Genomic DNA, 12276 nt, shown 5'->3' with positions numbered 1-12276 from the left:
ACCCGTTCCAACCGGAGGCAGACGATGGCTGGCGAGTGGCTCGACAAGATCAAGGACTTCGCGAAGGGGAACCCCGACAAGGCCGACTCGGCGATCGACAAGGTCGAGGACCTCATCGACCAGCGCACGGGCGGCCGGTACGCCGACCAGGTGGACAAGGGTGGCGACGTCCTGCGCGACAAGCTCGGGCTGCCGCCGCAGGGCGTGCCGGCCGACCCGGACCCGGGCCAGCCGCCGACCGCACCGGCACCGGTGCCCACTCCCGAGCCCGAGCCGCTGCCGACCCCGGAGCCCGAGCCGCTGCCCACCCCCGACCCGGAACCGGGCCCCGGGTCGTCGCCGGAGCCGCCTTCGGCGTCGCAGGACAGCCCGGTGCCGGCGCCGAACCCCAGCCCGGGCACCGGTGACCCGGAGCCGGGACAGCCAGTCGACGCCGGGTCGCCGGCCGACGTCCCCACCACCCCGGAACCCAGGGACCCGGACGCCGACCCGCTGCCGCAGGGCGGCCCGACCCAGCAGGGTGAGCCGCAACCCGAGGAGCCGGCTCCCGGCGGGGAGCAGCCGGACAGCGGTGGACCGCTGCGGTCCTGACCGACCACGGACGACGAGGGGCGCCTCCCGGCCGGGAGGCGCCCCTCGTCGTGTGCGCGGGACGGGGCCGGGTGCGTCAGTCCTTGATCTCGGCCAGGACCGCGCCGTTGGTGACCGTCTGGCCGACCTCGGCCGCGAGGCCGGTGACGGTGCCGGCCTTGTGGGCGTTGATCGGCTGCTCCATCTTCATCGCCTCGAGGACCACGACGAGCTCGCCGGCCTCGACCTGCTGGCCCTCCTCGACGGCGATCTTGACGATGGTGCCCTGCATGGGGGCGGTGAGGGAGTCGCCGGATGCCGCGCCGCCGCCCTTGGCGGACGACGAGCGCCGGGGCGCCTTCTTCTTGGCGGCGGTGCCGCCACCACCGAGGGAGAGCCCGCCCGGAAGGACGACCTCGAGCCGCTTGCCGCCGACCTCGACGACCACCGTCTGGCGCTCGCCGGCCTCCTCGGGCGCGTCGGCGACGGGCCCGGCATACGGCTGGATCTGGTTGTCGAACTCGGTCTCGATCCACCGCGTGTGCACGGTGAACGGCTTGTCGCCCTCCGGCGCGAAGGCCGGGTCCTCGACGACGACGCGGTGGAAGGGCAGCACCGTGGGCATGCCCTCGATGACGAACTCGGCCAGCGCCCGGCGCGAGCGCTCGAGCGCCTGCTGGCGGTCGCGTCCGGTGACGATGAGCTTGGCCAGCATCGAGTCGAACGCCCCGGCGACGACGTCGCCCGAGACGACGCCGGAGTCCAGGCGCACGCCCGGGCCCGACGGCGGCTCGAACACCGACACGGTGCCGGGCGCGGGCAGGAAGCCGCGGCCGGCGTCCTCGCCGTTGATGCGGAACTCGATCGAGTGGCGCACCGGCTCCGGGTCGTCGTAGCCGAGCTCCTCGCCGTTGGCGATCCGGAACTGCTCGCGGACGAGGTCGATGCCGGTGACCTCCTCGGTGACCGGGTGCTCGACCTGCAGGCGGGTGTTCACCTCGAGGAAGGAGATGCGGCCGTCCTGGGCGACGAGGAACTCGCACGTGCCGGCGCCGACGTACCCGGCCTCGGACAGGATCGCCTTGGACGCGCGCCGCAGCTCGGCGTTCTGCTCGTCGGTGAGGAACGGCGCGGGCGCCTCCTCGACGAGCTTCTGGTGACGGCGCTGCAGCGAGCAGTCACGGGTGGAGACGACCACGACGTTGCCGTGCTGGTCGGCCAGGCACTGGGTCTCGACGTGGCGCGGCTTGTCGAGGTACTGCTCGACGAAGCACTCGCCGCGGCCGAAGGCGGCGACCGCCTCGCGAACCGCGGAGTCGTACAGGTGCGGGATCTCCTCGATGGTGCGGGCGACCTTGAGGCCGCGGCCGCCGCCGCCGTAGGCCGCCTTGATGGCCACGGGCAGTCCGTGCTCCTGCGCGAAGCCCACGACCTCGTCGGCGTCGGCGACCGGGTCCGCCGTGCCGGCCACGAGCGGGGCGTTGGCGCGGGCGGCGATGTGCCGGGCCTTGACCTTGTCGCCCAGGGAGTCGATGGCCTCCGGGGGCGGGCCGATCCAGGTCAGCCCGGCGTCCATGACGGCCTGGGCGAAGGAGGCGTTCTCGGAGAGGAAGCCGTAGCCGGGGTGCACCGCGTCGGCGCCCGCCTTCTTCGCGACCTCGATCAGCTTCTCCTGCACGAGGTAGGAGTCGCCGGGCGTGGTGCCGCCGAGGGCGTAGGCCTCGTCGGCCACGCGCACGTGCAGGGCGTCCCGGTCCGGCTCGGCATACACGGCCACCGACGTGAGGCCGCTGTCGGCGCAGGCACGGGCGACGCGGACGGCGATCTCGCCGCGGTTGGCAATGAGGACCTTGGAGATGGGCGCCATGTCGCGGAGCCTAGCCGTTTCCGCCACGGCACCCACGGCGACGGGGGTGTGGCATGGGTGACAGTCCTGCGGGTCAGCGCAGCGCCCCGCCGACCTTGCTCCAGCCGTACCGGCCGGCCCTGCCGTCGTAGGCGTACAGCGCCCCGTCGAGGCCGCGTCCCAGGCCGACGAAGCTCGTCGAGCTGCGTGACGTCACGGCGGGCGCGCCGCTGAGCTGACCCGACCCCATCGCGATGGCGAGCCGGCCGCGGATGTACACGGGCGTGGTGCCGTTGCGCGTCAGGACGACCCGGTCGGCACCGCCCTGGCTCGCGCCGAGGCCCGACCAGGTCTGGCGGCCCCACCGCTGCCAGCCGGTCGTCCGGCCGGCGGCGGTCCAGCTCGACCCGTAGACGAACGCGTCGGACCCGCGGACCAGCACCGCGATGGTGCCGTGGGCGCGGTCCGCGGAGGCGGCCGGGGCGGCGCTGAGGACTCCGCCGCCGCTGGTCCACGGCAGCCAGCGCGAGCCGTCCCAGCGCCGGTGGACGAGCGCGTCGCCGGTGCCACGCGCGAAGACGTCGATCGTGCCCCTGCTGAGCGAGGCGGCGGACGGTGCGCTGGTGAGGCTGCCGCCCAGGTCCTCCCACCGACGCCAGCCCGTGCCCGGGTCCCAGGTGTGCAGCAGGTGGCCGGAGGCGCTGCGGGCGAAGACGTCGACCCGCGAGCCGTCCCAGGAGACGGCGGTCGGGGCGGACGCGACGGTCCCGGGCAGCGAGCGGAACGAGGCCCAGGCGCCGCCGGCGCCGGCCTGGCTGGTGTACCAGACCCTGTCGTCGGTGCCGCGCACGAACGCCAGGACCTGCTGGCCCCGCAGCACCGTCCCGACCCCGCTGGGGGAGACGTCGGTGCCAGGGCTCCATGCGGGCGTCGCCGGAGGGACGGGGGCGACCCGGGCGAGGCGGTCGCCCGAGCCGTTGGAGGTGGTCAGCAGGAAGGCACCGCCCGGCACGGACTGCACGGTGCGCACCCGGCCGACGGTCCCGTCGAGGGCCGCGACCTGCTCGCTGCCCGTGACGCGCCCGTCCGGAGTCATCGACAGCACGCGCACGCCCGCGCCCTTGAGCTCGGCGACGGCGAGCGCCCCCTCCCAGCGGCCCCAGCTGCTGCCCTGCAGGAACGTCAGCCCGCTCGTCGCGACGGTGGGGTAGCCCGAGCTCCAGCGGGCACGGACGGCCGAGGGGAACTTCGCGGTGTCGGTCATGGGGACCGTCTGGTTGTAGCCGGGCACCGGGTCCCAGCCGTAGTTGCCGCCGCGCACGAGCGCGTTGACCTCGTCGTCGCGGTCGGGCCCGTGCTCGGCGCTCCACATCTGCGTCGTGCCCGGGCGCAGCGCCAGCCCCTGCACGTTTCGGTGGCCGTACGTGTAGACCAGCGCGGCCCGGCCACCGCGGGAGACGAACGGGTTGTCCGCCGGCGCGGTGCCGTCGGTGCGCACCCGCAGCGTCTTGCCGCCCAGCGAGGACAGGCTCTGGGGGTTGGTACCGGTGATGGCGTCACCGGTGCCGACGTGCAGCGTCCCGTCGGCGGCGAAGCGCAGCCGGCAGCCGCCGTGCTGCCCCGTCGTGATCGGTATGCCGGTGACGACCGGCGCGCCCGACCGCGCCGCCGAGGTGCCGTCGGCTGAGAGCACCCAGCGCAGGACGCGGATGTCGATCGGCGAGGCGCCGGTGCCGCGGTAGGCCTGGCAGGTGTAGTACCGACGGTTGCTCGCGAACGCCGGGTCGAGCACGACGCCCATGAGCCCGGACTCGGACCCGACGAACAGGTCGGACTGCGTGGTCGCGACCACCTGCACCGCGCCGGTGGTGCGCCGCAGCGAGGTGGTGCCGGCCTTCTGCGTGAAGAGCACGTCGCCGTTCGGCAGCTGGGCCGCGTCCCACGGCAGCGCCAGGCCGCTCGCCAGCGTCGTCAGCGTCACCCCGGGGGTCGGCGGGGCGGCGGAGACCAGCGACGGTGGTGCGGACACCGTCGAGGGCGGTGCGGACACCGTCGACGGCGGGGCGTGCCCGGGCGCGGATGCCGCGGCGGGCGCGACCTGCGCGAGCGCCGGGAGCAGCGCGGCGGCGGACACCAGCGCCACCGTGGTGGTGCGGTGCGTGGACACGTTCCCCTTGACGTGCATGTGTCGAGGGTAGGTCGGCTCGGGCGCCTCCGCCTGCGCAGACTGCCGGGCCCTATCGTGTGCCCCATGAGCTCCGCCGACGACGCCCGCGCCCTGCGCCACCTCGAGGAGACGGTCGAGCGCGACTTCTCCCGCGCGATGTCCTACGGCGACTACCTCGACCTCGACCGGCTGCTGTCGGCGCAGCACCCGCGCAGCGTCCCCGCCCAGCACGACGAGCTCCTGTTCATCATCCAGCACCAGACGTCCGAGCTGTGGCTCAAGCTCATGCTGCACGAGCTGCGCTCGGCCCGGGACCTGCTCGCCGCCGACGACCTCGCACCGGCCCTCAAGCGCCTCGCCCGGGTCAAGCACATCCAGGTGGTCCTCACGGGCCAGTGGTCGGTGCTGGCCACCCTCACCCCGAGCGAGTACGCCCTGATCCGGCCGTTCCTCGCCACCAGCTCGGGCTTCCAGTCCTGGCAGTACCGCGCGGTGGAGTTCCTCCTCGGCAACAAGAACGCCGAGATGCTCCAGGTCTTCGAGCACGACGAGGAGGCCCGCGCGATGCTCGCCGAGCTCCTCCACCAGCCGAGCCTCTACGACGAGTTCCTGCGCTACCTGTCCAGGGCTGGGTATGCCGTGCCGCAGGGCCTGCTCGAGCGCGACTGGTCCCAGCCCCACCGGGCCGACGAGGAGCTCGTCGACACCTTCGCGAAGGTGTACGCCGCGCCGCACGACCACTGGGGCGTCTACGAGACCTGCGAGGAGCTCGTCGACATCGAGGACAACTTCCAGCAGTGGCGCTTCCGCCACCTGCAGGTCGTCACGCGCACCATCGGCCACAAGCGGGGGACCGGCGGCTCGTCCGGCGTCGACTTCCTGCGCCGCGCGCTCGACCTCACCTTCTTCCCCGAGCTCTACGCCGTCCGCACCCGCGTCTAGGGACGGTGCGCTGCCCGGCGCGCCCTCTCCTCGGCGTCGAGCCGGGCGGCCTCGTCGGGAGTCGGCGCCGAGCCGCCGAGCCGTGCCGGGAGCCACCACGACCCGGGCGGCTGCTCCTGCGCCGGGTGCGCGGCGATGGCGCCCTCGAGCATCCGCCCCATCACCGCGCGCAGGTCGGCGGTGTCGGCGACCGGGTCGCTCGCGGCATACGTCCTCGGGGCGCCGACCCGGATGGTGACGGTGCGCCCACGTGCGAGGTCGCGCGGGTGGTCCTTGGTGAGCACCCGCTGGGTGCCCCACAGCACGACCGGCACGACGGGCACGCCGGCCGCCGCGGCGATGCGCACGGCGCCGGTCTTGAATTCCTTGAGCTCCATCGACCGCGAGATCGTCGCCTCCGGGAAGATGCCGACGGCCTCGCCGGCGCGCAGGTACTCGACCGCGGTCTCCAGCGACTTCCCTCCCTCGGCCCGGTCGACCTCGATGTGGTGCACGCCCCTCATGACCGGGCCGATCCACCGGTGCTCGAACAGCTCGCGCTTGGACAGGAACCGCACCAGCCGCCCCGACGGGTCGGCGGCCAGCCCGCCGTAGACGGGGTCGAGGTAGCCGACGTGGTTGAGCGCGAGCACGACGCCGCCGTGGCGCGGGACGTTCTCGGCGCCGGTCAGGTCGACCCGCTGGCCGAGCAGCCGCAGGCCGAGCTTGGCCGCGACCACGATCGGCGGGTACACCAGGTCGCGCACGTCCCCTCCTGCCCTGCCCGGGCCGGGGTTCGCCGGCCTCCCTGCCGACGGTAGCGGCCACCGGCATACTTCCGGGCATGACGCGGGTGATCCACACGGCACAGGCCCTCGTCGACGTGGTCGTGGAGGTGGACGCACTGCCGCGGCGCGGCGGGAACGCGGTGGCCCGCAGCTACGAGCGGTATGCCGGGGGAGCCGTCAACATCCTCGTCGCCGCCGCCCGCTCGGGCGCCGATGCCGTGCTCGCCGGGGCGGTGGGCGAGGGGCCGAACGGCGACCTCGTGCGCTCGGCGCTCGCGGCCGAGGGTGTCGTGGTGTCGAGCCCGGTCGTCGACGGCCTCGACACCGGGATCTGCGTCGTCATGGTCGAGCCGAGCGCCGAGCGGACGTTCGTGACGACCCAGGGTGCCGAGCGGCGGATCAGCGCGGCCAGCCTCGCGACGAGCCGTCCGGTCGCCGGGGACCTCGTCTGCGTGAGCGGGTTCTCGCTCGTGGGACGGACCCGCGACCCGCTGCTGGAGTGGCTCGACGACCTCGTGGACGGTGTGCTGGTGGTCCTCGACCCGGGTGCGGCGTTCGGGGACCTCGCGCCCTCGCTGCAGCAGCACGTGCTCGAGCGCACCGCGGTGTGGACGAGCAACGCCGAGGAGGCGGGGCAGCTGACCGGTTGCGCCGACCCGGCTGACTCCGTCGCGGCGGTCGCCGAGCGGCTCGCCGAGGGCGCGGTGGCGGTGGTGCGCGACGGCGCGCGCGGGTGCCACCTGCGGCTGGACGGCCGCACCGAGTCGCTGCCCGGGTACCCGCAGGAGGCCGTCGACACCAACGGCGCCGGGGACACCCACACGGGCGTGCTGGTCGCCGAGGTCTCGCGAGGGACCGACTGGGTGACGGCGGCACGGCGGGCCAACGCGGCCGGGGCAATCAAGGTGACGCGTCGCGGACCGGCGACGGCGCCGACCGCCCCCGAGATCGACGCCTTCCTGGCGGCCCGGCACCCCTGACCGAGCCCCGTCGAGCGGCCAGGACATGCCGGTGCCACGGCCGCGTCGTCGGCATGTCCTGACTCCTCGACGCCCCCGCAGGTGAGCGGACGCAGGGTCAGCGCACGAGGTCGAGCAGCACCCGGCCGGCCCACGCGGTCGCGGCGGCGCAGACGAGGACGAAGGACGCCGTCCAGAGCCCGCGCGGCACGCGGGTCAGCGCGGCGAGCACCGCCGGGTCACTGCCGCGCTCGCGGCTGCCGGCGACGGCCCCCAGGTGCCGCCAGGCCCCGACGAGCAGGACCACGCCGAGGGCGACGAGCACGGTCGCCTGCAGCCGGTCGTCCCGCCACCACCAGAGGGCCCCGTTCGCCGCGAGGACGAGCACCATCACCACGCCGGTGAGCGCCGACCGCACCCGCAGCAGCGCGACCACGAGGACGACCAGGCCGGCGGTGACCATCGGGGCCGACCAGCCGCGACCGGCGGCCCAGACCATGACCGCGCCGAGGACGGCCGGGGCCGGGTAGCCCGCCCACGTCGTCACCACGCGCCCGGCGCCACGCGAGGGCCCGACCGTCACCGCGTGGCCGGACATGTCGCCCCGCAGCACGAAGCCGGTGAACCGTCGGCCGACTGCGAGGCCGACCACCGCGTGGCCGAGCTCGTGCACCAGCGTCACGACGACGCGCAGGGACTGCCAGACCGGGGCGACGCCGACCACGACGAGCGCGGCGCCGAGCGCGGTGAGCGCGGCCGACGGGGCCAGCGCGATGCCGGCGGTCGGTACGACGCGTGCGCCGACCTCGTCCCAGTTCACGGCGGCGAACCTAGCCCACCGCGCTGGGCGCCCGCTGTGGCGGGACGGCTGGATGTACTCGGCCTGGAGGTTGGTGACAGGTAGGCGTTGACGGTGCGGAGCGGCGGACCACGAGATGGACAAAGCATCGGCAAGGCCGCCTCACGCTGGTGTCCGGAGGATCAGTCGCCAGCCACCAGCCGGCGGACGCTCTCGACAACTACCTCGCGACAACGCGCGCGGTTCGGTCGTCGTACGAGCGCGAGCTCTGGTGTGTGCAGGTGCCAGCTCATGCACAGGGCGCGCACTTCGGTGAGCAGCTCGAGCGCCGAGTACGTAGTCGTCAGGAGGCCGGCCTCCTGTGCCTGCTCGATCTTGGCGAGCTTGGCGTTGTTCGACTCGACGATCGCCGGCAGCCGACCGTCGGCGCGCTCGAGCTGGTACCACGTCGAGAGCCGGAGCGTGTTCGGGTAGCGCTCGTACAGGTCGAACGCCCGACCCGCGTACCCAGGCAGGTCCGTGGCGTCGAACTCGACTTGGTCGACGAACGACAGGGCGCGCGCGGCGAAGACGGCGTCGAACAGCTCCTCCTTGCTGCCGAAGTACTTGTAGATCAGCGCCTTGTTGGCTGAGGCGGTCTCGGCGATCCGATCGACGCGAGATCCAGCGATGCCGTAGCTCGCGAACTCGGCCTCGGCCGCGTCCAGGATCCGCCCTCGGGTCGCTTCTGCATCTCTCGCCATGGACGGATCCTAACAAGTAACCGGTTAGTTGCATGGAAGGAGCAGACGTGATTCACTGGAACAACCAACTTGTTAGTTACTTAGGAGGAGCCCATGTCCGTTCCCGCTCTCCGTCCCTCGACACGGAAAAGGGGCGTCGTTCTTGCCGTCATCCTCGGCTGCCAGCTGATGATGACGCTCGACGCCTCGATCGTGACGACGGCGCTGCCCCACATCAAGGACGAGCTCGAGTTCACCGACTCCTCGCTCTCCTGGATCCAGAACAGCTACGTGCTCGTGTTCGGCGGCCTGCTGCTGCTCGGTGCCCGCACCGGCGACCTCGTCGGCCGGCGCCGCGTCTTCATGGTCGGCACGGGCCTGTTCACGGCGGCATCGCTGCTGGCCGGCGTTGCCCAGTCTTCGGAGGTCCTCGTCGGTGCACGGGCCCTGCAGGGGCTCGCCGCGGCCTTCGCGATCCCCGCGACGCTGGCACTGCTCATCACCAGCTTTCCCGCCCCTGAGGAGCGCACTCGCGCGATCGCGATCTACAGCGCTGTGATCGGCGCGGGTGGCAGCGTCGGCATCATCGTCGGCGGCGTCTTCACGGAGTACCTCTCGTGGCGCTGGGGCCTGCTCGTCAACGTCCCCATCGGAATCGCGATCCTGGCGCTCTCGCCGCGCCATCTGCCCGACACCGGCCGCCAGTCCGGCCGCGTCGACGTCCTCGGGGCCATCTGCATCACCCTGGGCATGTCGGCCCTGGTCTACGGGCTCGTCGAGGCCGCCGAGGCCGGCTGGGCCAGCCCCACCACCTTGGTGCCGCTCGGGTCAGCGCTCGCGCTCATCCTCGCGTTCGTGCTGCTCGAACGCCGCCACTCCCAGCCGATCGTGCCGCTGCGCCTGTTCGCAGACGTCGAGCGCTCCGGCGCCTACCTCGGACGCGTCCTCATCGTCGGCGCCATGTTCTCCACGTTCTACTTCCTGAGCCAGTTCCTGCAGAACGTCCGCGGACTCAGCCCACTGGCCACGGGATTCGCCTACATCCCGCTGACCGGGATGTTCTTCGCGATGGTCTACGTCGTCCGCCTGCTCGCTCCACGCGCGAGCAAGGCCGTACTCCTCGTCGTGTCGCTGGCCCTCGCGACCATCGGCATGGCCTGGTTGAGCCGCATCGACGCCGGCACCGCGTTCTGGCCCGGCATCCTGCTGCCGCTTCTCGTCCTCGGGGTCGGACAGGGCATCGCCATCATCCTGTTCACTGACTTCGGGATGTCCGGGATCGAACCCCACGACGCCGGCGCCGGATCGGGCCTGGTCAACACCGCACATCAGCTCGGGGGATCCATCGGCCTGGCCCTGCTGACCGTCGTGTTCGGCTCCGCGGTGGACCACGACAACAGCCCCAGCACTGTCCTCGCCGCCCACGGCTACGCCACCGTCTTCGAGGTCGCGACCCTCTTCTACGTCCTGGCGGTCCTCGTCGGAGTCGCGATCCTCACCGCCGACCTCCGCCGCAGGGTGCAACCGGCGAACGCGACTCCGGCTTCGGTCGCGACTAGCTGAGCACCCCAGCTGCAGCGCTACTCCCCGAATCACCATCTGCATGGAATTAACGCACCCATGTCCACCCGGGCATCACCGGAGCCTCGACCGGTCTCGGCCGGCTCCTGACCGCACGAGCGCTCGAGGAAGGACACCACGTGGTCGCCGTCGGCCTCGACGTCGCTCCTCTGGCCGATTCGGCCGCCGCCCACCCCGAGAGGCTGGGCGAGCGGAGAGACGGGCAGGTTCAGCGGAGCCGGTCGAGGTCCTCGCGGCAGCGGCGCTCGAACTCGTCGAGCTCGGTGAGGGCGTCCTCGAGGTCGCGGCGGCGCTGCTCGAGGTCGGTGCGGCGCTCGTCGATCTGCCCCAGGACGTACTCGAGCTGGCTGGCCTTGCCCCGCGGCCGGTCGTAGAGGTCGATGATCGTGCGGATCTCCTCGAGCGGGAACCCGAGGCGCCGACCGCGCAGGATCAGGCCGAGGCGGGTGCGGTCGCGGCGGTGGTAGACGCGCTGGGTCCCGCGACGCTCGGGGGAGATGAGCCCGAGGTCCTCGTAGTGCCGGACCGTGCGGTGCGTGACCCCGAACTCCTCGGCCACCTCGCGGATCGTCCAGGTCCGCTGCTCGGTCACGGTGGGGCTTGGCATACCCGCGAGTATTGCTTTACGTTTACGTCAACGTCAAGCAATGACACGGATGCCGCGCGGCCGGGCGACCCCCGAAGGCGCATGCCACGAAGGAGTGAGCGATGTTCGAGCTGAGCAAGGAGCACGAGGACTTCCGCAAGGTCGTGCGGGAGTTCGCGCAGGCCGAGGTCGAGCCGCACATCGCCCAGTGGGACAAGGACCACCACTTCCCGTCCGACCTCGTGCCCAAGATGGGCGAGCTGGGGCTCTTCGGCCTCGTCGTGCCGGAGGAGTTCGGCGGCATGGGCGACGACGGCGACTTCACCTCGCTCTGCGTCGCGATCGAGGAGCTGGGCCGGGTCGACCAGTCGATCGGGATCACCCTGTCGGCCGGCGTCGGCCTGGGCATCAACCCGATCCTCACGTACGGCACGCAGGAGCAGAAGGAGCGCTTCCTGCCCGACCTCGTCGCCGGCCGCGCGCTCGCCGGCTTCGGCCTGACCGAGCCGGATGCCGGCTCCGACGCCGGCGCCACCCGCACCAGGGCCGTCCGCGAGGGCGACGAGTGGGTCGTCAACGGCGCCAAGGCGTTCATCACCAACTCCGGCACCGACATCACCTCCGTCGTGACCGTCACCGCCCGCACGGGCACGGCCGACGACGGCTCCGCCCAGATCTCGGCCATCATGATCCCTTCCGGCACAGCGGGATTCACGGTCGAGCCGGCATACGACAAGCTCGGCTGGCACGCCTCCGACACCCACGGGCTCACCTTCGAGGACTGCCGCGTCCCCGCCTCGAACCTGCTCGGCAACGAGGGCGACGGGTTCAAGCAGTTCCTCAAGACGCTCGACGACGGCCGCATCGCCATCTCGGCGCTCGCGGTCGGGATGAGCCAGCGGATGCTCGAGGAGACGACCGAGTACGCGAAGACCCGCAAGGCGTTCGGCAGGCCGATCGGGATCAACCAGGGCGTGTCGTTCCAGATCGCCGACCTCGCCGTCATGGTCGAGGCGTCGCGCCAGCTGACGTACAAGGCCGCCTGGCTCAAGGACGAGCTCGAGCGCGGACGCCGTTCGGTCAAGGAGGTCAAGCAGGCCGCAGCGATCTGCAAGCTCTACTCGACCGAGGCCGCGGTCACCGCGACCCGCATCGCCACCCAGGTCTTCGGCGGCAACGGCTTCATGGAGGAGTACCCCGTCGCGCGCTTCTACCGCGACGCCAAGATCCTGGAGATCGGCGAGGGCACCTCGGAGGTCCAGCGCATGGTCATCGCCCGCCACCTCGGCCTGCCGACCGCCTGAGCCGGCCGCGCCGCAACACCCTGCCCCACAACG

General features: G+C 72.6%; 11 protein-coding genes. 5 read left to right on the top strand and 6 right to left on the bottom strand.

Features of this window, described 5'->3' with window-relative positions:
• Positions 1-24 precede the first annotated feature (24 nt).
• A complete protein-coding gene (locus J2X64_RS03545) occupies positions 25-591 on the top strand; it encodes an Rv0909 family putative TA system antitoxin (protein WP_310149697.1) in 567 nt (188 codons plus the stop codon).
• A gap of 76 nt (positions 592-667) precedes the next feature.
• On the opposite strand, the gene J2X64_RS03540 is transcribed toward J2X64_RS03545, so the two are convergent.
• Both J2X64_RS03540 and J2X64_RS03535 read right to left on the bottom strand, forming a co-directional pair.
• Positions 668-2437, bottom strand: a complete 1770-nt coding sequence (locus J2X64_RS03540) for a biotin carboxylase N-terminal domain-containing protein (protein WP_310149694.1) — start codon at positions 2435-2437, stop codon at positions 668-670.
• Between the two features lie 73 nt (positions 2438-2510).
• A complete protein-coding gene (locus tag J2X64_RS03535; RefSeq protein WP_310149690.1) occupies positions 2511-4601 on the bottom strand; it encodes a PQQ-dependent sugar dehydrogenase in 2091 nt (696 codons plus the stop codon).
• A gap of 66 nt (positions 4602-4667) precedes the next feature.
• Here J2X64_RS03535 and kynA point away from each other — a divergent pair, with 66 nt between their 5' ends.
• Positions 4668-5525, top strand: a complete 858-nt coding sequence (gene kynA, locus J2X64_RS03530; protein WP_310149687.1) for a tryptophan 2,3-dioxygenase — start codon at positions 4668-4670, stop codon at positions 5523-5525.
• Here kynA and J2X64_RS03525 read toward each other — a convergent pair.
• Positions 5522-6271 (bottom strand): lysophospholipid acyltransferase family protein, encoded by a 750-nt coding sequence (locus tag J2X64_RS03525; protein WP_310149684.1) that lies wholly within the window; start codon positions 6269-6271, stop codon positions 5522-5524. The genes kynA and J2X64_RS03525 overlap by 4 nt on opposite strands.
• 77 nt (positions 6272-6348) lie before the next feature.
• On the opposite strand from J2X64_RS03525, the gene J2X64_RS03520 reads away from it, so the two are divergent.
• On the top strand, positions 6349-7272 hold the full coding sequence (locus J2X64_RS03520; RefSeq protein WP_310149681.1) for a PfkB family carbohydrate kinase: 924 nt from the start codon (positions 6349-6351) through the stop codon (positions 7270-7272).
• 97 nt (positions 7273-7369) lie between these two features.
• Here the strand turns inward: J2X64_RS03520 and J2X64_RS03515 are convergent, their stop codons facing one another.
• Positions 7370-8071 (bottom strand): M50 family metallopeptidase, encoded by a 702-nt coding sequence (locus J2X64_RS03515; protein ID WP_310149679.1) that lies wholly within the window; start codon positions 8069-8071, stop codon positions 7370-7372.
• A gap of 161 nt (positions 8072-8232) precedes the next feature.
• A complete protein-coding gene (locus tag J2X64_RS03510; RefSeq protein WP_310149676.1) occupies positions 8233-8793 on the bottom strand; it encodes a TetR family transcriptional regulator in 561 nt (186 codons plus the stop codon).
• Positions 8794-8886: 93 nt separating this feature from the next.
• Here J2X64_RS03510 and J2X64_RS03505 point away from each other — a divergent pair, with 93 nt between their 5' ends.
• Complete coding sequence (locus J2X64_RS03505; protein ID WP_310149672.1) at positions 8887-10335, top strand: MFS transporter; 1449 nt, start codon at positions 8887-8889, stop codon at positions 10333-10335.
• A gap of 226 nt (positions 10336-10561) precedes the next feature.
• Here J2X64_RS03505 and J2X64_RS03500 read toward each other — a convergent pair whose 3' ends face one another.
• Positions 10562-10960, bottom strand: coding sequence for a MerR family DNA-binding transcriptional regulator (locus J2X64_RS03500; protein ID WP_310149669.1), 399 nt, complete (start codon positions 10958-10960; stop codon positions 10562-10564).
• A gap of 101 nt (positions 10961-11061) precedes the next feature.
• Here J2X64_RS03500 and J2X64_RS03495 point away from each other — a divergent pair, with 101 nt between their 5' ends.
• Entirely contained in the window at positions 11062-12243 is a 1182-nt protein-coding gene (locus tag J2X64_RS03495; protein WP_310149665.1) for an acyl-CoA dehydrogenase family protein, read from the top strand.
• Positions 12244-12276: the final 33 nt, after the last annotated feature.

This window comes from Phycicoccus sp. 3266 (assembly GCF_031456495.1).
Classification (GTDB): domain Bacteria; phylum Actinomycetota; class Actinomycetes; order Actinomycetales; family Dermatophilaceae; genus Pedococcus.
Note: the sequence above shows the minus strand (reverse complement) of the source record. Positions and strands in the feature narration are given on the sequence as shown.

Bases quoted from the DNA above. Each gene is read 5' to 3' on its own strand.
- J2X64_RS03510 (WP_310149676.1), bottom strand. From the start codon at position 8,793: ATGGCGAGAGATGCAGAAGCGACCCGAGGGCGGATCCTGGACGCGGCC.
- J2X64_RS03505 (WP_310149672.1), top strand. From the start codon at position 8,887: ATGTCCGTTCCCGCTCTCCGTCCCTCGACACGGAAAAGGGGCGTCGTT.
- J2X64_RS03520 (WP_310149681.1), top strand. From the start codon at position 6,349: ATGACGCGGGTGATCCACACGGCACAGGCCCTCGTCGACGTGGTCGTG.
- J2X64_RS03535 (WP_310149690.1), bottom strand. From the start codon at position 4,601: ATGCACGTCAAGGGGAACGTGTCCACGCACCGCACCACCACGGTGGCG.
- J2X64_RS03545 (WP_310149697.1), top strand. From the start codon at position 25: ATGGCTGGCGAGTGGCTCGACAAGATCAAGGACTTCGCGAAGGGGAAC.
- kynA (WP_310149687.1), top strand. From the start codon at position 4,668: ATGAGCTCCGCCGACGACGCCCGCGCCCTGCGCCACCTCGAGGAGACG.
- J2X64_RS03540 (WP_310149694.1), bottom strand. From the start codon at position 2,437: ATGGCGCCCATCTCCAAGGTCCTCATTGCCAACCGCGGCGAGATCGCC.
- J2X64_RS03500 (WP_310149669.1), bottom strand. From the start codon at position 10,960: ATGCCAAGCCCCACCGTGACCGAGCAGCGGACCTGGACGATCCGCGAG.
- J2X64_RS03495 (WP_310149665.1), top strand. From the start codon at position 11,062: ATGTTCGAGCTGAGCAAGGAGCACGAGGACTTCCGCAAGGTCGTGCGG.